General features: G+C 36.5%; 18 protein-coding genes. 13 read left to right on the top strand and 5 right to left on the bottom strand.

Annotation, left to right across the window (positions count from 1 at the left end):
* The first annotated feature begins 215 nt into the window (after positions 1-215).
* The 4 genes from ACLI50_RS00745 (at position 216) to ACLI50_RS00730 (ending at position 7,182) form a co-directional block, all read left to right on the top strand.
* Complete coding sequence (locus ACLI50_RS00745; protein WP_411412934.1) at positions 216-2,453, top strand: CocE/NonD family hydrolase; 2,238 nt, start codon at positions 216-218, stop codon at positions 2,451-2,453.
* A 180-nt stretch (positions 2,454-2,633) separates the two neighbouring features.
* The gene (locus tag ACLI50_RS00740) at positions 2,634-4,898 is read left to right on the top strand and encodes a CocE/NonD family hydrolase (protein ID WP_411412933.1); all 2,265 of its coding nucleotides are present in this window, start codon (positions 2,634-2,636) and stop codon (positions 4,896-4,898) included.
* Between the two features lie 104 nt (positions 4,899-5,002).
* Entirely contained in the window at positions 5,003-6,685 is a 1,683-nt protein-coding gene (locus tag ACLI50_RS00735; RefSeq protein WP_411412932.1) for an APC family permease, read from the top strand.
* A 158-nt stretch (positions 6,686-6,843) separates the two neighbouring features.
* A complete protein-coding gene (locus ACLI50_RS00730) occupies positions 6,844-7,182 on the top strand; it encodes an Mpo1-like protein (RefSeq protein WP_110010361.1) in 339 nt (112 codons plus the stop codon).
* Positions 7,183-7,383: 201 nt separating this feature from the next.
* Here ACLI50_RS00730 and ACLI50_RS00725 read toward each other — a convergent pair whose 3' ends face one another.
* From ACLI50_RS00725 to ACLI50_RS00715, 3 genes are all read right to left on the bottom strand, one after another.
* Positions 7,384-7,848 (bottom strand): hypothetical protein, encoded by a 465-nt coding sequence (locus tag ACLI50_RS00725; protein WP_411412931.1) that lies wholly within the window; start codon positions 7,846-7,848, stop codon positions 7,384-7,386.
* A gap of 24 nt (positions 7,849-7,872) precedes the next feature.
* A complete protein-coding gene (locus ACLI50_RS00720; RefSeq protein WP_411412930.1) occupies positions 7,873-8,328 on the bottom strand; it encodes a lipocalin-like domain-containing protein in 456 nt (151 codons plus the stop codon).
* 140 nt (positions 8,329-8,468) lie between these two features.
* Positions 8,469-10,478: a hypothetical protein gene (locus ACLI50_RS00715; RefSeq protein ID WP_411412929.1), complete on the bottom strand. Its 2,010-nt coding sequence runs from the start codon at positions 10,476-10,478 to the stop codon at positions 8,469-8,471.
* A 159-nt stretch (positions 10,479-10,637) separates the two neighbouring features.
* Between ACLI50_RS00715 and ACLI50_RS00710 the strand changes: the two genes are divergently transcribed.
* The gene (locus tag ACLI50_RS00710) at positions 10,638-11,252 is read left to right on the top strand and encodes a DUF4377 domain-containing protein (protein WP_228436696.1); all 615 of its coding nucleotides are present in this window, start codon (positions 10,638-10,640) and stop codon (positions 11,250-11,252) included.
* Between the two features lie 120 nt (positions 11,253-11,372).
* Here ACLI50_RS00710 and ACLI50_RS00705 read toward each other — a convergent pair whose 3' ends face one another.
* Positions 11,373-12,311 carry an SPFH domain-containing protein gene (locus ACLI50_RS00705; RefSeq protein ID WP_343638761.1) on the bottom strand — a complete coding sequence of 313 codons (939 nt, stop codon included), beginning with the start codon at positions 12,309-12,311 and terminating at the stop codon, positions 11,373-11,375.
* Between the two features lie 129 nt (positions 12,312-12,440).
* Here ACLI50_RS00705 and ACLI50_RS00700 point away from each other — a divergent pair, with 129 nt between their 5' ends.
* From ACLI50_RS00700 to ACLI50_RS00675, 6 genes are all read left to right on the top strand, one after another.
* A complete protein-coding gene (locus ACLI50_RS00700) occupies positions 12,441-13,082 on the top strand; it encodes a Crp/Fnr family transcriptional regulator (protein ID WP_411412928.1) in 642 nt (213 codons plus the stop codon).
* Between the two features lie 107 nt (positions 13,083-13,189).
* The gene (locus ACLI50_RS00695) at positions 13,190-13,723 is read left to right on the top strand and encodes a YceI family protein (protein ID WP_202838612.1); all 534 of its coding nucleotides are present in this window, start codon (positions 13,190-13,192) and stop codon (positions 13,721-13,723) included.
* 27 nt (positions 13,724-13,750) lie between these two features.
* A complete protein-coding gene (locus ACLI50_RS00690) occupies positions 13,751-13,969 on the top strand; it encodes a tautomerase family protein (protein WP_062675241.1) in 219 nt (72 codons plus the stop codon).
* A 7-nt stretch (positions 13,970-13,976) separates the two neighbouring features.
* Complete coding sequence (locus ACLI50_RS00685) at positions 13,977-14,711, top strand: SDR family NAD(P)-dependent oxidoreductase (protein WP_343638769.1); 735 nt, start codon at positions 13,977-13,979, stop codon at positions 14,709-14,711.
* Positions 14,708-15,160: a nuclear transport factor 2 family protein gene (locus ACLI50_RS00680; protein ID WP_411412927.1), complete on the top strand. Its 453-nt coding sequence runs from the start codon at positions 14,708-14,710 to the stop codon at positions 15,158-15,160. The genes ACLI50_RS00685 and ACLI50_RS00680 overlap by 4 nt, the downstream gene beginning before the upstream one ends.
* Positions 15,161-15,172: 12 nt before the next feature.
* Positions 15,173-16,264 carry an NAD(P)H-dependent flavin oxidoreductase gene (locus ACLI50_RS00675; RefSeq protein ID WP_411412926.1) on the top strand — a complete coding sequence of 364 codons (1,092 nt, stop codon included), beginning with the start codon at positions 15,173-15,175 and terminating at the stop codon, positions 16,262-16,264.
* A 7-nt stretch (positions 16,265-16,271) separates the two neighbouring features.
* Here ACLI50_RS00675 and ACLI50_RS00670 read toward each other — a convergent pair whose 3' ends face one another.
* Entirely contained in the window at positions 16,272-17,627 is a 1,356-nt protein-coding gene (locus ACLI50_RS00670; RefSeq protein ID WP_411413312.1) for a deoxyguanosinetriphosphate triphosphohydrolase, read from the bottom strand.
* 198 nt (positions 17,628-17,825) lie between these two features.
* Between ACLI50_RS00670 and ACLI50_RS00665 the strand changes: the two genes are divergently transcribed.
* Both ACLI50_RS00665 and ACLI50_RS00660 read left to right on the top strand, forming a co-directional pair.
* Positions 17,826-18,455, top strand: a complete 630-nt coding sequence (locus ACLI50_RS00665) for a class I SAM-dependent methyltransferase (protein ID WP_062675244.1) — start codon at positions 17,826-17,828, stop codon at positions 18,453-18,455.
* 89 nt (positions 18,456-18,544) lie between these two features.
* Positions 18,545-19,279 carry a DNA-formamidopyrimidine glycosylase family protein gene (locus ACLI50_RS00660; protein WP_411412925.1) on the top strand — a complete coding sequence of 245 codons (735 nt, stop codon included), beginning with the start codon at positions 18,545-18,547 and terminating at the stop codon, positions 19,277-19,279.
* Positions 19,280-19,443 lie beyond the last annotated feature (164 nt).

The following is a 19,443-nucleotide window of genomic DNA, read 5'->3' as shown; positions in this document are numbered from 1 at the left end:
ATATTAAAAACTTATTGTTTAAGCAAGTTTTAACAGTGTTAATGACAGTTAATTCTTATTTGATAACAATGTAAATTTTCTCACCATCCAATGATAAAATTTACTACTTTCGTTTGATAAAATATAAACAATTTTAATAAACAGTTATCAAAAACATATTTTAATTTGATACTTTTTCAACAGCAGCTAAAAACATACCATAAACACACCATCTCATGAAATTTAAGATTCTTTTAGCATTAATTTTTGTAAACCTTCTGCAGGCACAAAAGTTTTATTTTCCCAAGACAGCTGTAAATGACTCTGTTATATTGGAAAAACAGATTCCAGGACTTGCGCAACAAGTGATTCCCCTCCTTCAGTCTGCAAAGTATAAACCTGAAAATACGGTTGACCTTATGGATAATCTTTTCCGCTTGCAGCTGGTGGCTCATGATTATAAAAATTCATTGGCCTCCCTTTTCGAAAACCGTAAGCTCTTTGCGGATCACAATATGGGAGACTACAGATACATCGGATTTGAACTGTATGCCCTTGCAAAAATGGAGCAAGAAGAAAACAATACCTCATTTTCCAATGCCCTTCAAAAAGTATTTAATCAAAAATACGAAAGCCTTCCGGAAAAACTGATTCCAAGACTGGAACTCGCTCTTAACGGAGATGTGAACGCATCCAGAAAACTGTTGAAGAATTTCCTTGATAAACAAAAAGATAAGGACAGCATCGATTACAAAACGGCACTGGCTCTATGTAAAAATTATCTGAATTATAAAACCTACTCCAGCATCAAACCTCAGGTCATGCAGCTGCTGGCTTCAAAAGACAAGGAAAGATTCATTATTGAAACGAAAGATCTTAAGATCAATGGAAATACCTTATCAGTCACTATTGTTCGCAGAAAGGAAAACACATTGCCACTTCCTGTTATTTTAACCAATAATATCTATGCAGGTCCCATTGATGGTTTCTTTGGAAAGAGAGCCGCTACATACAATTACGTAGGGGTTGTTGTGAATACGAGAGGCAAGAGAAACAGCAATGATGTGAACAATCCTTTTGAGCATGAATCGCAAGATATTTATGAAGTGATAGACTGGGTCAGCAAACAGCCCTGGTGCAACGGGAAAGTAGGAATGATCGGAGGAAGTTATTTAGGCTTCAGCCAGTGGGCAGCCGTAAAAAAAGTGCATCCGGCATTAAAGACGATTGTTCCTCAGGTTGCCGTGGGAATCGGGATTGATTATCCGGCTCAGAATAATATCTTTATGAGCTATATGCTGCAGTGGATACAATATGTGACCAATAACAAATTTACAGATGAAGCAGATTTTACCAATGCTGTAAAATGGGATTCTATTTTTACAAAATGGTACAAAAGCGGGAAATCATTCAGGTCGTTAGATAAAATAAGCGGGAAACCCAGCAAAATATTCCAGCGATGGCTGGATCATCCGGGATATGATGAGTACTGGCAGAAAATGATTCCTTACAAAGAAGATTTTTCTAAAATTAACATTCCTGTTCTTACCACGACAGGATATTATGATGATGATCAGATTGGCGCACTGTATTATTTTAAACAGCATCATCAATACAATAAAAACGCAGATCATTATCTGGTAATAGGCCCTTATAACCACGGCGGTGCACAAAGTTTCGGATTTACTTACGTGAATGGCAGTCCTATTGATCCGGTGGCCAGAATAAGCATCGATGATCTTGCTTTCTCATGGTTTGATTATATTCTTAAAGGAGGAAAAAAACCTGAACTACTGAAAGACAGAATTAATTTTCAGGTCATGAATACGAATACATGGAAACATGTTGCTGATCTTGACAAAATGCATAATTCTTCTTTGAAATTCTACCTTCAGGACAAAAAAAATACGTCTTCAGTCTTTAATAAACCTGAAACCAGAAATTTTACAACTCAAATTATTGATTTTAAAAACAGGGATCAGAAAGACATTTATTACAAGGTCAGCAAAAAAGACAGTATCAAAATGACTAATTCTGTCGCTTTTGAAAGTGAAATTCTTGACAAGGATATGATCATGAGTGGAAACCTGTCAGGAGTTTTCAATGTTTCGATCAATAAAAAAGATTTTGATACGGATACCTATCTGTACCAGATTTCTCCTGATGGAAAATCCTATTTACTATCCACTCATATCGTGAGAGCCAGCTATGCAAAAAACAATCAAAAACGACAGCTTCTTGAACCGGGCAAGACAGAACAGATTCCCATTAACAACTCGTATGTTATGAGTAAAAAGATAGAGAAAGGAAGCAAACTCCTTTTGTTGGTCGGAGTCAATAAAAATCCTAACTGGCAGATTAATTATGGATCTGGCAAAGACGTAAGTGAAGAAACGATAAAGGATTCAGGGGAACCGCTGGAAATAAAATGGTACAATGACAGTTATGTGGAAGTCCCTGTTTATAAAGATTAAAAACCTTTTTAAACAAGTTTCAGCAGACTTCATGTGATAAAACAACAATAAATCATTTCATTCTTTACTGATAAAAATTCTTAATTTAGCCCGCTAAAAAAATAACCAATTGGGTAATTAATGGCGAAGTACATATTTTGATATGATACTTTTTCATCAGAAGCTCAAAATACATCATTAATGAAATTTAAGATACTTTTAGCATTATGTTTTGTCAATATAATGCAGGCTCAGAAATTTTACTTTCCGAGGACAGCGGCAACAGATTCTACAATGTTGGAAAAACAAATCCCGGAACTGGCTTTAAAGGTGATTACTGAACATCAATCTCCTAAAAACAAACCGAAGTATACGCTCACGTTTTTAGACAATCAGTTTCGTTTACAGCTCGCTGCAAAAGATTATAAAAACTCCATTGCAAGTTTAACGGATTACCGTAAGGAATATGCAGACCATAATATGGCAGGGAACAAATATCTTGCTTTTGAAATCTACAGCATGGCAAGACTGATGGAAAAGGATAAAAAAATTTCGTTTTCCAATGCTCTTCAAACCGCCTTTACTACAAAATATGAAAGTTTATCCGAACCGCTGACCACCAAAGTAGGGCCCACCCTGGATATTGATTCAGATGTAAAGGACCATAAAAAGAGATTGAATGCAACACTTGACAAACAAAAAGATAAGGACAGCATAGACTATGCTTCCGCTCTGGCTTTATGTAAGAACTATGTCAATTATAAGACTTACTCAAGCATCAAGCCTCAGATTATGCAGCTGTTCAAAGTAAAGGAGCAGGAAAAATTCATCATCGAATCCAAAATACTTACTTTAAAAAAAGGAACAAAACTCACCATTACAATTGTACGAAAAAAAGAAAACACCTCTCCTCTTCCCGTTATACTTACCAATAATATTTATGCCGGAGAATTTGTAGATGCAGGGATGGGGAAAAGAGCAGCTCTTTACAATTATGTAGGAGCTGTGGTTAATACTCGTGGAAAGAGAGACAGCAATGACCCCAATCATCCATTTGAAGATGAAGCGCAGGATCTTTATGAAGTCATAGACTGGGTAAGCAAGCAACCGTGGAGCAATGGTAAAGTAGGAATGATAGGCGGAAGTTATTTAGGATTCAGCCAATGGGCAGCTGCCAAAAAGCTGCACCCGGCTTTGAAAACCATTGTGCCTCAGGTTTCGGTAGGAATCGGAATAGATTATCCTTCTCAGAATAATGTCTTCAAGGGCTATATGCTCCAGTGGATTCAGTATGTCACCAATAATAAGCTGACTGATGAAGCAAGCTTTAATAATGATACAAAATGGGACTCTATCAATACAGCATGGTACAAAAGCGGCAGATCATTCAGAGCCCTTGATTCTTTAAGCGGGAAGCCCAATACAATATTCCAAAGATGGCTGGATCATCCCGGTTATGATAAATACTGGCAAAACATGGTCCCTTACAAAAAAGAATTTGCCAAAATAAACATTCCTGTTTTAACGACTACAGGCTATTATGATGCTGATCAGATCGGAGCATTGTATTATTATAAAGAACATCACAAATACAACAAAAATCCTAACCATTATTTAGTGATAGGACCTTATGATCATGCAGCAGCTCAAAGCTATGGAAATAATTATGTTTATGTTTTCGGTTATGGGAATCTACTCATAGATCCTGTAGCCAGAATAAGTATTGATAAACTTGCTTTTTCATGGTTCGATTATATTCTGAAGGATGGCAAAAAACCGGAACTTCTGAAAGATAAAGTCAATTTTCAGATCATGAACAGTAATACATGGAAACATGTTCCTACTCTTGATAAAATGCACTCATCTTCTCTCAAATTTTATCTTCAGGACCGTAAAAACGGTTCTTCAGTTTTTGAGAAACCCGGAACTGAACAATTTACCCAACAGACGGTTGACTTTAAAGACAGAAATCCGAAATATCTTTATCATACAGTAAGCAAACAGGATAGTGTGTATGTAACCAATTCTATTTATTTTGAAAGTGAAATTCTGGAAAAGGATATTACAATAAGCGGAAATTTATCCGGAATATTCAACGTTTCCATCAACAAAAAGGATTTTGATCCCAAAACCCTATTATATCAGGTGCAGCCTGATGGTAAGGTATTTTTACTGTCTACACATCTTACCCGAGCCAGCTATGCAAAAAACAATTCCAAACGTCATCTGCTTAAACCTGGCAAAAAGGAGCAGATCCCAATCAAAAACTCATTTTTCATCAGCAAAAAAATAGAAAAAGGAAGCAAACTGGTCTTATTGGTAGGAGTTAATAAAAATAAGAACTGGCAGGTCAATTATGGCACAGGAAAAAATGTAAGTGATGAAACTATAAAAGATGCAGGTGAGCCTTTGGAAATAAAATGGTACAACGACAGTTATGTGGAAATTCCCATTTATAAAGAGTAAATTCTTTTGTTTGCGCATTTTTCCCCAAATGTTTTTAACAACTGTTAACATCAAAATAAAAAATCATTACATTTGCTTTTTTTCAAATCAAATATAGTTATTGAATGAGTCAACTTTTTAGAAGAAAAATCTATTCAGATACAGATACATCAACAGGGCTTTTAAGAGTCTTAGGGGTATGGGACATTGTATTTTTTGGTATTGCGGCCATTATTGGAGCTGGGAGTTTCAGCAGTTTGGGAGAAGCCGTTTTCAGAGGCGGTCCCGGTGTAATACTACTCTATTTGATTTGTGGCTTTGCCTGTGGGTTTACCGCTTTATGCTACGCTGAATTTGCCAGCAGAATTCCTACGGCAGGTTCTGCCTACACATATGCTTATGCCAGTTTTGGGGAATTGATTGCATGGGTTATCGGCTGGGCTCTGATCATGGAATATTCTTTCGGGAATATTTACGTAGCCTTTTCCTGGTCAGATTATTTCACCAGTTTCTTAGGACGTCTCGGAATGCATATCCCTGATTATCTTACCTGCAGCTATACCGAAGCCAGAAAAGCCGTTCAATATGGTTCAGAAAACAAGGAACTCTTAAATGCATGGAAGACCGCTCCATTAATCGGAAGTTTGAAATTCATTGTAGATATTCCGGCATTGGTTATTAACGGTTTGATTACATGGCTTTGTTATGTAGGAGTAAAAGAAAGTAAAAACTTCAATAACTCTCTGGTTATCTTGAAACTTGGAGTAATTATATTGGTTATACTGGTTGGTTTTGCGTATATCAATACTGAAAACTGGACTCCGGTAAGTCCTACAACGGGAACACCATCCTTTATGCCAAATGGCTTTGCAGGGGTAATGAGTGCCGTATCCGGAGTATTCTTTGCTTATATCGGATTTGATGCTTTAAGTGTTCTTTCTGAAGAGACTAAAGACCCACAAAAGACTTTACCAAAAGGAATGATCATCTCTCTTGTGCTGTGTACTGTGATCTATATTGCTTTGACATTGGTCTTAACAGGAATGGTAGATTACAAAAAATTTGATGGTGTGGGAGATCCGCTTTCATTTATATTTGAAAAAACGAATGCCAATGTAGCCTGGATGGAACTTGTAGTTTCTTTCGTTGCAATTGTTGCCATTACCACTGTATTATTGGTTTTCCAGATGGGACAGCCAAGAATCTGGTATGCCATGAGCCGTGACGGACTGATGCCTGCAAGATTTCAAAAAGTACATCCTAAGTATAAAACACCATCATACGCAACCATCGTTACTGGGATTGTGGTAGGTATTCCTATCCTGTTTACAGATAAAACTTTTATTCTTGACTTTACAAGTATCGGAACTATTTTCGCTTTTGTACTGGTATGTGCCGGAGTACTAATGCTTCCAGCTAAAGAAAAAATTAAAGGCAGATTCCACCTTCCTTACGTGAATGGTAAAATCATTTTCCCTGTCATTTTCATTGGAGGTTTACTGGCTTTCTACCAGTGGCAGCCTGAGTTTTTTGATAATCTGATGAACTGGTCAGACCCTAATGAAGGAGAATTCAGAGCTTCTATTTTCTTCTTTATTATCATCAACCTGATTCTATGTGTCGTAGCTTTTATCAAGAATTTATCATTAATCCCATTGATTGGTTTAAGTTCATGTCTGTATCTTCTTACAGGAATGAGCCATGAGAACTGGTTCTGGTTCGGAATGTGGTTCCTGATCGGTATGGTTATTTATTTCTGCTACGGATATAAAAACAGTAAGCTTGGAAAAGAATTAAAAAACAGCTAAGTAAGCACTTAATAAAATTGCGAAAAGGCAAAATAGCAAATAGGTTAGACCTGATGGAAAGACTGATTTGTTATTTTGCCTTTTTACTTTTTGAGACTCTTTTAAAAATCGGCAGAATTATTGCTTTCAACTCAATTGAACCAATAAACTAACCCGCCATGTCTGAAAGAATCAAAACATACAGAGAGTTTTATCAGTTTTATCTTACTGAGCATAGTAAAACAGGTACCCGCATTTTCCATTTCATCGGAACGTTTCTCGTATTTTTCGTATTATGGTATGTCATCAGTTCCGGAAAAGAAAGATTTCTTTGGTATATCCCGATTGTAGGCTATGGATTTGCCTGGTTCAGTCATGCTGTGATCGAGAGAAATAAGCCGGCTACTTTTAAATATCCTTTATGGTCTTTAATTTCAGATTTCAGACTGTTTTTTGAACTATTAATCGGGAAACAAAAGTTCTTTACGTCCAATAACCAGCCACAAAAGCAGGAATAGCCTTTAGTTTTTTTTTAGTTTTGAAGACGCAAGAGCATTTCGGCTTAGTACAATGTGAGATTTTCAGCAAATGATGATATTATTTTTCTCGCAGATTGTGGAGATTTCGCAGATTTTTTTAATAATATCTGCCTGGTTTTCAAGAGCTGTAGAGGATATTAAAGTTTAGATTGAGATTGCTTCACCTTCGGTTCGCAATGACTATATGCTGGTAGAATTCTGTTTATTCTGATGGAGTTTCTTCCCAATCAGATAACCCAATGAAGGCAGAATACATGACAATACAACCGGAACTATCAAAGCCAGACCTGATCCGTCAAGGATAATCGTTAAAGGAAAAAGATATCCGTTATAAACAAGTAGTGCCAATGTAAAAAGAAAACTGTCACTATTACCTGTAGAAAGAATATTAAAATCGCTTCCAAACTGATCAAACAAACCGGAGCAAACGAATAAGAAAACATTCACAAAAAACATCCATAGGACAGTTCTGTAGATCATCCCTTTTTTTGCATTCAGATATCCGGCGAAGATCAGAAATAAAGATAAAATTCCGGAAACGGCATAATCCAGTCCTGATACATCAACTTCACTACCCATTCTTCCAAAGAAATACATGCCATACAATACCAGATTCAGGAGATAGATGACTGTTACATAATTCATACGTTAAAAATTTTATGTTTACGGTTAGTATTGTTTTTCAAGTATGTCGTAATGAACCGTATTGGCTATTTTTTCAGCGAATGCATCTCCGTTTACTTTTTTCGGTTCAGGAATATAGCTTGAAAAGGTTATCGTATGATCTTTATTGATTGTTACTTCCACTTCTTCAAGGATATTTTTATCATCTACATAAAACTGTATCCTGTTTTCTACAACTCTCCAGAAAGAAAGTCTTGGTTCAGATGGACTGCAGTCACCCGACTTCCCTTCTACATAATTATAAATGGCAAAACCATCTTCCCTGATGGCATAATTTCTCATCAGGCGGCAGTTATCGAATTCTTTTATCACTTTCTTTTTACCTTCATAAAATCCGGCTTCCTTCAGTTTCCAGAATCCTGTAACGTTTTCTTTGGTTAATTTTTGGGCACTGATCAGAGAAGCAGTCATACAAGAAGCAAGAAAAAATATCTTAGACATAATGAATTTGTGTTTTTTTGATTGTAAACGAATATAATAGTGAGTAAAGAATTACGGCGGGCGGCTTCGCCGCCCGCCGTAATTCTAAACCTTAAACCTTAAACCTTAAACCTTAAACTTTGAACTTTAAATTCAAAGCTCTATTTAAACTTCTTCTTAAAGTTGAATTTAAGCATATTCATGAGTCCCGGTTCAATGATATCAATTCCCAGTCCAAAATTACTGTCAGCAACAGTATGATGATCTGTTCGGAACTTTTCAAACTCACTTTGCGGAATTTCAATATTGATCAGAGGATTGTATTCAATATAAACACTTGCCCCATTTTTGTTCACTTTTTTTCGACTTTTATAATCAAAATATGGGTTGGATATCGTACTTTCCTGAACTGTATATTTTTCTTCAACATCAATTTTCTGATCCGTCTGCAAATTGATTTCATATTTCTCACTATCGAAATTATGCCAGAAAGGTAAATCTTTGTGGATGAAATCTCTTGCACTCGCCTTCACTACATTTCTGTCAAAGTACATCAGAAAACGGTTTTTCTGCGGATCCACAAAATAAGGATTTTCAATGGTTGCGGTATACTGTATCTTAACTTCATTCAGTCTTTTGTCATCACTTACTACATCAATAGCAGCATCTTTGAATACGTTTCGGACATCTGTACCATTACGGTCACCTGAATAATTAAGCGCATAGAAAAGAAAGCTGTTCCAGCTGTCTATGATTTCTCTTTTATTGGTACTTTTAAAATACCTTCTCATAGCATTGGCTCTGTTTCCTTTATAAGTTGTTGATAAAGTAAGCTTTCCGATATTACCCTGTGCATTTAAATCTACTCTTTCATCAATGCAGAAATAAGGGAATTTATAAGATTTTCTTACCTGAAGCTCCTGATCTTTCTTCACTTCCAGATAATGCATAAAATAGATAAAGCCTCTGTTTTCAATCAGTCCGAATTCATCACGGATGGTTGCATCAATGAAATATTCTTCACCTTTATAATTCACTTTTACGACAACATGATTGAAACTTAACAGGGACGGCAGATAGTATTTAATATAATAATCTGTATTAAAATTAACCAGCACTACAGAGGCGTCTACTCCTATATAATCAAGGATTACTTTCAATAAAACCGATTTTGCCTTACAATCGCCCTGTTTATTTTCATACGTTACTGATGGTTCCTGTGGCTTATGTCCATTCATTTCATCTGCATTGAAGACATAATAGATATGATTTTGTACATATTCTATGGCAAACTGCATCTTTTCATCCTGATCAGCAATGGCATCCAGTTTTTCAACCAGGTTGGGAGCAAAATCCTGTAAAGAAGATTTGTTAAAAATCTCTTCATAGAACGATACAATATAATTGGAAAGATCTTTCCAGTTGCTTTCTGTAGCAAAATCTACATAAGGAAAAATTTCACGGCCTGAATCTACAGGGTTGATATAATTCTCTTCTTCAATGACAAATCTATCTCCTTTTTTCAGATAACTGATTTCCGGCTCAAGAACATTTCCCTGCTCATCTCTGAAGAATGTTTTTTTATAGGCAACAGTCTGTTCACGTTCGTTGATGAATGTAAATTTAAAACTGCCATAAGCCCAATAGTTATCCGGACTTACCCAGACATATTTTGAGAACTCCTTTCTAAGAAAATCACGGTCTGTAAATTCTTTGATTCTTGAATCTTCCAAGATCAGAACATCATAGAGCCTGAGATCTTTAATGGTGATATTGATTTTTTTATTACTGCTCAGAACTCCTCCACTGCTTTGGTTTTCACTGTCAAGAACCTTTATTTTTGTGTCCGGAATCTTATCGATCAGCACTCCATCCCTTAACACACTGATCCTGTGAATCTGGTAAACTTCATTTTCCTCAACAATCACATCAGAAACAGAAGCCCTTTCCAGGTTTCCAGGTTCGTTCAGAGTATACGCCATGCATACGTACTCACTGTTTTCAGTATTGCTTGTATAGTATTTTTTGTCTAAAAAGTAGCAGTAATCACGACCTTCATCAATTTGTCTTCTGGCAAATTCGGAGTCTTTGATTCGGTTTTTTATTTCCTCATCCCCGATATTTCCTGCCCACATTTCAGGTTTTTGAATCCTGTAATTTTCAACTTGCATTTGATTATCCATATTTATTATAAGAATTATATTTTGGTTAGTATTCTTAAGAAATTCAAATTAAACGATTAAAAAAGTAAAAAGCAATAGCAGAACTACTACAATTAAGGAAAGCCAACTTCGGCATGGTAATTGCGAGGTATGGGGAAAATCAAGTTTATGAAAAGTATAGCAACAATTCTAAAAGGGGCAGCACCCGCATTAGCATTATTCGCAATGACGCAATGTACAACCACAGCCAATGCATCCGCAGGTGATGAAAAAACATTCATCGTAGGACCACAAACAGCAGATTGTACAGGAGTAGCTCCTATGAAATGTCTGCAGGTAAAAGAAAACACTTCCGCAAGCTGGACCAATTTCTACAGCAATATCGAAGGATTTACTTATGAACCGGGGTATGAATATGTTTTAAAAGTAAAAACAGAAAAAATTGAAAATCCGCCGGCTGACGGATCTTCCATAAAATACACTTTGGTAAAGCAGGTTTCTAAAACGAAAAAAGCAGAAATGGCAGCCAATGAAAAGACAATTATCGTAGGGCCGCAAACCGTAGAGTGTTCTGCCGGAGCTGGTCGTATGCAATGCATGCAGGTAAAAGAAAGCGCTTCTGCAGCCTGGACGAATTTCTACAGCCACATTGAAGGCTTTACTTATGAGCCGGGTTACGAATATGTTTTAAAAGTAAAAACAGAAAAAATCGAAAATCCTCCGGCAGATGCTTCTTCCATCAAATATACATTGGTAGAACAGGTTTCTAAAACGAAGAAATAATAAAAACCGCTTCTGAAAATTCAGAAGCGGTTTTTTATTTTGCGGGAAGAAGGAAGTCAGAAGTTACTTTTTGGTCAATCCGGAAAAGTTAACCATTATATCTTCATTTTCCTTTTTATCTTAAAACCCAGTCTCTTTTTGTGGAGGTTCAGGATATTTTCCTTTAGTAGCTTCTCCTACTGTGTTGGCTGTAGTCATCGCTACCACAAGATCATTCAGCATTCCGCTGGCTGCTGTTGGTGAATTGGGAAGGAGTACAAGATTACTTCTGTTGCTGGCACCCACAGAATGTAAAGTATCATAATGCTGTGTTACTACAATAAGCGCTGAAGCCTCATGAGAATTGATATCCACATTATTCAGCATTCTTACAGACTCTTCAAGTCCTTTTGCAATTTCTCTTCTCTGGTCGGCAATTCCCTGCCCTTGTAATTTCTTGGATTCTGCTTCTGCTTTTGCAACCGCAACAATTCTGATTCTTTGTGCTTCAGATTCGTATTCAGCAGCCGTTTTTTCTCTTTCTGCTGCATTGATCCTGTTCATGGCATGTTTTACCTGCTCATCCGGATCAATATCTGTTACCAAAGCTTTGATAATATCATAACCATAACTGTTCATGGCATCCTGAAGCTCGCTTTTCACTGCAATGGCCACATCATCTTTTCTTACAAAAACATCATCAAGCTTCAACTTGGGAACTTCTGCTCTTACCACATCAAAAACAAAAGAAGTAATTTGATTTTCAGGATTTTCCAAACGATAGTAGGCATCTCCCACCTGACTTCTGATGACCTGATACTGAACAGAAATTTTCATTTTAATAAAAACATTGTCTAATGTTTTTGTATCAATCAGTACATCCAACTGCTGAATTCTCAGATTAAGTCTTTTGGCAATCTGATCTATGATGGGCAGCTTAAGGTGAAGACCTGAATGCTTTACCGCACGGAATTTCCCGAAACGCTCTATAATCGCTGCTGTTTCCTGCTTAACGACAAAAAACGAAGCGAATAAAATGATAAGCCCGAAGAAAATAACGGGTGCAAAATATATACTCATAGTTTTAATTTTTATTAATATGTCGTTACACCACCTGTTTTTGTTAAAAACATTTTTTGTAAGTAGCTGCTTAAATATAAGAAAAATAAATGTAAGATCCGGAATATAATCCCCGGGAAATCAGACTTTATGATATCATATTTTTTTTTTAACCAAAACTATTCTGAAAAAGACTTACTTTTGAATATTCATTACATCATGGTCAATTCAAAAGAAATATTAAAAGATCACATCTCTAAATTCACTTCAATTACTGAAGAGCAATTGGATTATGTTTTCGGACATTTTAACCTGATCTCTTTAAAAAAAGGGCAAAGTCTTATTTCGGAAGGTGATTTTGTGAATCATGAATATTTTGTTCTGGAAGGCTGTCTGAAAGCATTTTATCTTAATGACAGCATGAAAATGTTTATCCTTCAGTTTGCCATGCCTACGTGGTGGGTGACAGATTTTGATGCACTTTACAATAAAACAAGAGCAACCATCAATGTAGACTGTATCACCAATGCCAGCATCCTTTCTATTTCCAACGAGGACAGGGAAAAGATCTGTAATGAAATTCATGAAGTTGAACATTTTTTCAGATGGAGAACCAATAAAGGGTATGTAGCCGCCCAGAAACGTTTGTTATCTTTTATGAATAATGATGCCAGATTCCGGTATGAAGAACTTCTATCCATGTATCCTCAATTGTACAATCTGGTTCCGAAACATCTGATTGCATCTTATCTGGGAGTAACCAGAGAAACTTTGAGCAGGCTGCACCAGTAATCAACCTCTTTAAAACAATTAATCTCTTCCTCTATTTTGTGAGGTACATCACATAATTTTTTCCTTCAGTCGGCTGAACTTTGTGTCAATATTTAAACCCAATAAAAATGGACACAAAAAATTTTAAAGTCAATACAGAAAACAGTACTATCGACTGGATCGGAAGAAAAGTAACCGGCGCTCACAATGGAACTATCGGTATAAAAGATGGAAACTTCACATTTGGAGAAGGAAGTTCTATGTCAGGAAAGTTTGTCATAGATACCCGTTCCATCAAAATCCTGGACATTGAAGATGCTGAAACCAATGCACAGTTTGCCAATCATCTGGCTTCTGATGATTTCTTTAATTCTGAGCATTTTCCTGAAGCTCATTTCGAAATCACGCATGCTGAACCGGGTGATGAAAATCTTTATTATGCAAAAGGAGATCTTACCATAAAAGGAATTACACATCCTATAGACACAAGCCTGCAGATTGTAAAAACAGATAATATGGCCGTTCTAAAAACCAAGATCATAGTAGACAGAACGAAATTCAACATCAGATTCAGATCTTCCAATTTCTTCACCAACCTTGGTGATACGCTGATATACAACAATTTTGACTTAAACATCCATCTTGTAGCGGAAGCTTATTAATTCTATAACCTTAAAAATTTTACCATCATGCCATTCATCAAAGTAGATGTGCTTCGCGAAGATCTTAACCGCGAAACAAAACAGCAATTAATCAGAAAAATAAGTGAAGCTGTCACCTCAGTTTTGAATAAGGATCCTCACTTAACCCATATTGTCATTAACGAGATTGAGGATGATAACTGGGGATATGCCGGAGAACAGGTTTCAGTATTAAAAGAACAGGGGTTTTCAACAGGAAAAAAATAAATCAGCAATGAAAAAACAAACCGTAATTATAACAGGAGCTTCTTCAGGAATAGGATTGGAAACGGCCCGTTATTTCCTGGACAGAGGTGATAATGTCATCATCAATTCCCAAACGGCATCTAAACTACAGGATGTTTATAATGAACTTGGAGCCGGTGAAAATCTGGCAATGGTTGCCGGAAGTGTTTCTGACAAATCAACAGGGGAAGCATTGGTAAAAACAGCAGTTCAAAGATTCGGATCAATCGACGTTCTCGTCAATAATGCCGGAATTTACGAGAACAAGCCTTTCCTTGAAGTTACCGAAGATTATCTGGACCGTTTTTTAACAACAAATTTAAAAGGAACATTCTTCACTACACAGGCTGTTATTCCTCAGATGATCAGACAAAAAGAGGGTGTGGTAATTAATGTAGGAACACCATTGGTGTATCATGCCATTGCGGAGTCTCCTTCCACAGCGCCTATTTCGAGTAAGGGAGCTATTCATGCACTGACTTTGCAGCTGGCGGCAGAGTTTGGGAAAGATAATATCAGAGTCAATACGGTGGCTCCCGGATTGATCAGAACTCCCATGCATGGTGCAGACCTTGACAATAATGCAGGAATCCACCTCATTAATCGTATCGGAGAGCCGGAAGAAGTTGCTCAGATGATTCATGCGATTGCAAAGAACACATTAATTTCCGGAGCCATCATCAATGTTGACGGCGGAATGGGTGCCGGGCACCATTTATCATGAAACTATCATTAATTATAGCATGGCTGCTCAGCTTTCCGTTGGGCGGCCATGCACAAAATGTAAAGAATATGAAAACCAGTCAGACCGCAGAAACTGAAATAAGAAATGTGATAGAGAATTATTATTTCAAAGGGATTTATGAAGGAAATACCGATATTCTTGCCAAAGCTTTTTATAAAGATGCTTTGCTTTTCGGAGACGTTAACGGAGTTCCGTATTTCAAAACTGCAGAGCAATATATTGAAGGCGTTGGAAATCGTATAAGTCCGCAGAAATCAGGAAAAGATTTTAAAGCGGAGATTATTTCAATCGACATTATGAATTCAATTGCTGTTGCAAAATTAAACGTAAGGATGTATGATTTTAATTATTATAATTTCATAACTTTCAATCATATAGACAGACAATGGATGATCGTTAACAAGACTTTGACCAATGTACAGCCTTAATTCAGATTTTTAATGAAAACCAATACAATCATGTGGAATAAAAATAGAATTACGGAATTATTAGGAATTGAATACCCTATCCTGCAAGGGCCTTTTGGAGGAGGTCTTTCTACTGTTGAATTGACAACAACAGTTAGTAATCTTGGCGGATTGGGAGGTTTCGGAGCGTATACGTTATCACCGCAGGAAATCTATGACACTCACAGAGCGATACAATCCAAAACGGACAAACCTTACAATCTTAATCTCTGGGTAAGTGATCACGATATCATTAACGAAGAACACACAAAAGAACAATACCAAAAGGCTGTTGAGACTTTCAAACCTTATTTTGATCTTCTGCAGACGGATATTCCTTCAACACCACTCCCTTTTGAATCGAGATTTCAAAATCAGCTGGAGGTGGTTTTGGATATAAAGCCTAAAGTTTTCAGCTTTATGTTTGGACTGCTTGGTGAAAACCTCATCGAAGATCTTCATCGTCAGGGAACCGTTGTTTTGGGAAATGCAACAACACTTGATGAAGCGATTGCTTTGGAAAAAACAGGCGTGGATGTTATTGTGGCTTCCGGTTTTGAAAGCGGTGGTCACAGACCTTCATTTCTGGATAGTGCTGAGTTTTCTGTAACGGGAACTTTTTCTTTGATTCAATTGATTAAAGATAAGGTAAAAATTCCTGTAGTTGCTGCAGGAGGAATTGCCAACGGCCGTGGAATTGCGGGGGCTTTTAAGTTGGGAGCCGATGCTGTACAAATCGGAACAGCATTTCTGGCTACTGAAGAATCCGGAGCGTTACCGATACACAAAGAGTTTTTATTTTCTGAAGCTGCGAGATCCACTACTTTAACCAGAGCTTATACCGGAAGATTAGGACGTGGAATTACGACAAAAATCACAAGAGATGTATTGGCAGCAACAGAAAAAACATTACCGTTCCCATTGCAGACACATTTTATGGGGGCATTGAGAAAAGCAGCTTTGGAACAGCAAAAAAATGATCTGGTTTTCTTCTGGTCCGGTCAGATTGCGCCACTTTTAAAGCATAAAAAAGCCTCTGCTTTAATGAGATCACTAATTGAAGAGGCTTCTGAATTATTACAGTAAATAGAATTTATACGGTCATTCCGATGTCTATTCCTTTAATTTTTCTATATAAATCGGTAGCGTAATTATCTGTCATTCCGGAAACGAAATCAATAACTCCAAGAACTTTCTGATAATCGGTTCCGTCATTGTAAATGAATTGCTTTGGAATTAATTTCAAAGCTTTTTCATCATATGATTTTCTGTTATCTTTAGACTTCAGAATGGAAGGAATAAAGTGATCCAGCAATTCATACATTACATTGTAACCGGCATTTTCAATTTCAACAACAGCTTTATGATTGTAAATTTTTTCTACCGAGAAACTTTCGATATCCTGCAGTGCTTTATTTTCTTTTTTATAAATATCAAGTAATCCATTACTAAGATTTCCTTCAAGAATCGTTTCAAAGTTATGCTTATACATCTCAATCGATTTGTTGATTAATGCATTGATTACTTTTGCTCTTAAATAAGAAATCTGTTCATTTTCATTGGATATAGAACGTAACTTTGTTTCAATTCTCTGAACATCATCCGTCTCCGATTTTACCAGCTCGAAAAACAGGTTTTTGCAGTCTGCTGTGGAAACAATTCCCAATCTGTGGGCATCTTCCATATCAATGATGTTGTAACAGATATCGTCAGCCGCTTCTACCAGCCACACAAAAGGATGTCTTTTGAAAATATGAGGTTCCTCACTTTCAGAAATAAGCTGTGTTTCTTTAGCAATTTCCAGGAATATATCTTTCTCATTCTGGAAAAAACCGAATTTCTTTCTGTGAATGACTCCTTTTTTCTTTGCAACAGCCTCACATGGATATTTTGCAATACTTGCCAGTGTAGAAAATGTCAGCTGGATACCTCCTGCATCTTTTCCTTGTTGCTGCTGTGCCAATACTCTGATGGCGTTTGCATTTCCTTCAAAATTAACCAGATCTGCCCACTCCTTTTCATTGAATTTTGATTTCAGATCCTTTTCATTTCGTTCAAAATAGCTTGCAATGGCATCTTCCCCGGAATGTCCGAATGCAGGATTTCCCACATCATGGCATAAACATGCTGCGGCAATTACATTTCCTAAATTATAGAGATAAAAATTCTTTGAGTCTTCAGTGAGTTCATTTTTAAAATCTTCAGCAATAAATTCACCGATAATACTTCCTAAACTTCTTCCTACGGATGATACTTCCAGAGAATGCGTAAGTCTGTTATGCACAAAAACACTTCCCGGAAGAGGAAAAACCTGCGTTTTATTCTGCAGTCTTCTAAAGGCAGAAGAGAAGATAATTCTGTCGAAATCCCTTTGAAAATCAGTTCGTGAAGCTTTGGTCTGTGGATTGTTTCCTGTACGTTGATTGGTGAAAATCTGGTTTAAATTCATCATTTTTCAAAATTACTCCAAATTTTAATTGTACGGAATAGTATTTATATTTTTATTAGTGAGATCTTCCATTCAAAAAATCTATGATAGTAAACGTTTTTTAGGAATCGGAAAGCTTGAATAAATATTTTACATTTGATACAACCAATACAGTTGAAGAATCCCTATAATTCTTCTTTCAAATTTTAAATTATAACTATGACAGACAACACATGGCTCAACAGATGGGACGAAAGGTACAGCAGCGAAGAATTTGCGTATGGAACAGAACCCAACAATTATCTAAGAGAACAATTATCACAATTAACTCCAGGTAAAATACTTTTCCCCGCAGAAGGAGAAGGAAGAAATGCTGTTTTTGCAGCCACACAAGGATGGCTGGTTTCTGCTTTCGATATCAGTGCAAACGGAAGAGATAAAGCGTTACAATTGGCCGGGCAACAGCAGGTTATTATTGATTATCAGGTGGGAGAACTTTCCACTTTGGATTATCAGAAAGAGCAGTTTGATGCCATTGCGCTTATCTACGCTCATTTTCCGGGTGCGATCAAATCTTCTATTCATCAGATGTTAAATCAATATCTCCGTAAAGGTGGTTTTATTATTTTCGAAGCTTTCAGCAAAAATCATCTTGAATATATTGCAAAAAACGAAAAAGTAGGTGGTCCAAAAGATCTTGAGTCTTTATTCTCTATTGAAGAAATCAAAGCCGATTTTCCGGATTATGATATTATTGAATTAGCTGAAACAGAAATAGAGCTCAATGAGGGACTATTCCATAACGGGACAGGTTCCGTCATTCGTTTTGTAGGACAAAAACTGGCCTAAAAATATTTTAAACAGGTTTGTTTTGGGATAAAAATCAGGTTGTATGCAGCTATGGAATATTATTTGAATCTTTATCTCAAAACAAACGTATGCCTGAAGGTCCATCCATTATATTAATGAAAGAAACCTTGCAACCATTTGCAGGGCAGCAAGTGACAGAAGTTTCAGGGAATGCCCAATTTGAGAAAGATTCTTTCATTGGCCAGACTCTTCTCGAAATCCGTACTTTTGGAAAACAGACTTACCTAGTTTTTGAAAAGGCAGCTATCAGAATTCACTTATTAATGTTCGGTTCTTACAGTGTTGATGAGCAGACCAAACCGGATAAAAGTTTGCGTTTGGCCTTGTTTTTCTCTACCGGAAACATTTATTTTTACACCTGTTCCGTAAAATCCGTACCTATTGAATATTTTTCAACAATTGATTGGGAAGCTGATGTAATGAGCGACCAATGGAACCCCAAAAAAGCCGAAGAAAAATTAAAATCCAATCCAAAAATGATGGTTTGTGATGCATTGATGAATCAGGATATTTTTTCAGGTGTAGGCAATATTATTAAGAATGAGGTTCTTTTCAGAATTGGTGTGCAGCCTGAAAGTTTACTGGGTAATCTTCCTGCTAAAAAAAGAAAAGAGCTCATTGCTGAAGCCAGGAATTACAGTTTTGATTTTTTGAAATTGAAAAGAGAATTTGTTTTGAAAAAGCATTGGCTGGTTCATACAAAATCGGTATGTCCGGTTTGTGGACAAAAATTGGTTAAGAAACAAACCGGCGTAGGAAAAAGGAGAAGTTTTTATTGTGAAAAGGATCAGAAGCTTTATTGAATAAACCGCTATTCTTATGTTTTGGTTGAAGCCGTTGATTGTTTTTATTTATCTAACGGACTAAAGCCCGTTGCTATTGAATCATAATATTCTATTTTTCCCCACTGATTACACAAATTTTCTAATCATATGACCGATATTTATTATTGCTCATTACTCATTAC

The sequence above is a fragment of the Chryseobacterium cupriresistens genome, assembly GCF_046614675.1.
GTDB classification, from domain to species: domain Bacteria; phylum Bacteroidota; class Bacteroidia; order Flavobacteriales; family Weeksellaceae; genus Chryseobacterium; species Chryseobacterium cupriresistens.
The sequence above is the reverse complement of the archived record's forward strand: the minus strand, read 5'-3'. Positions and strand labels throughout refer to the sequence as shown.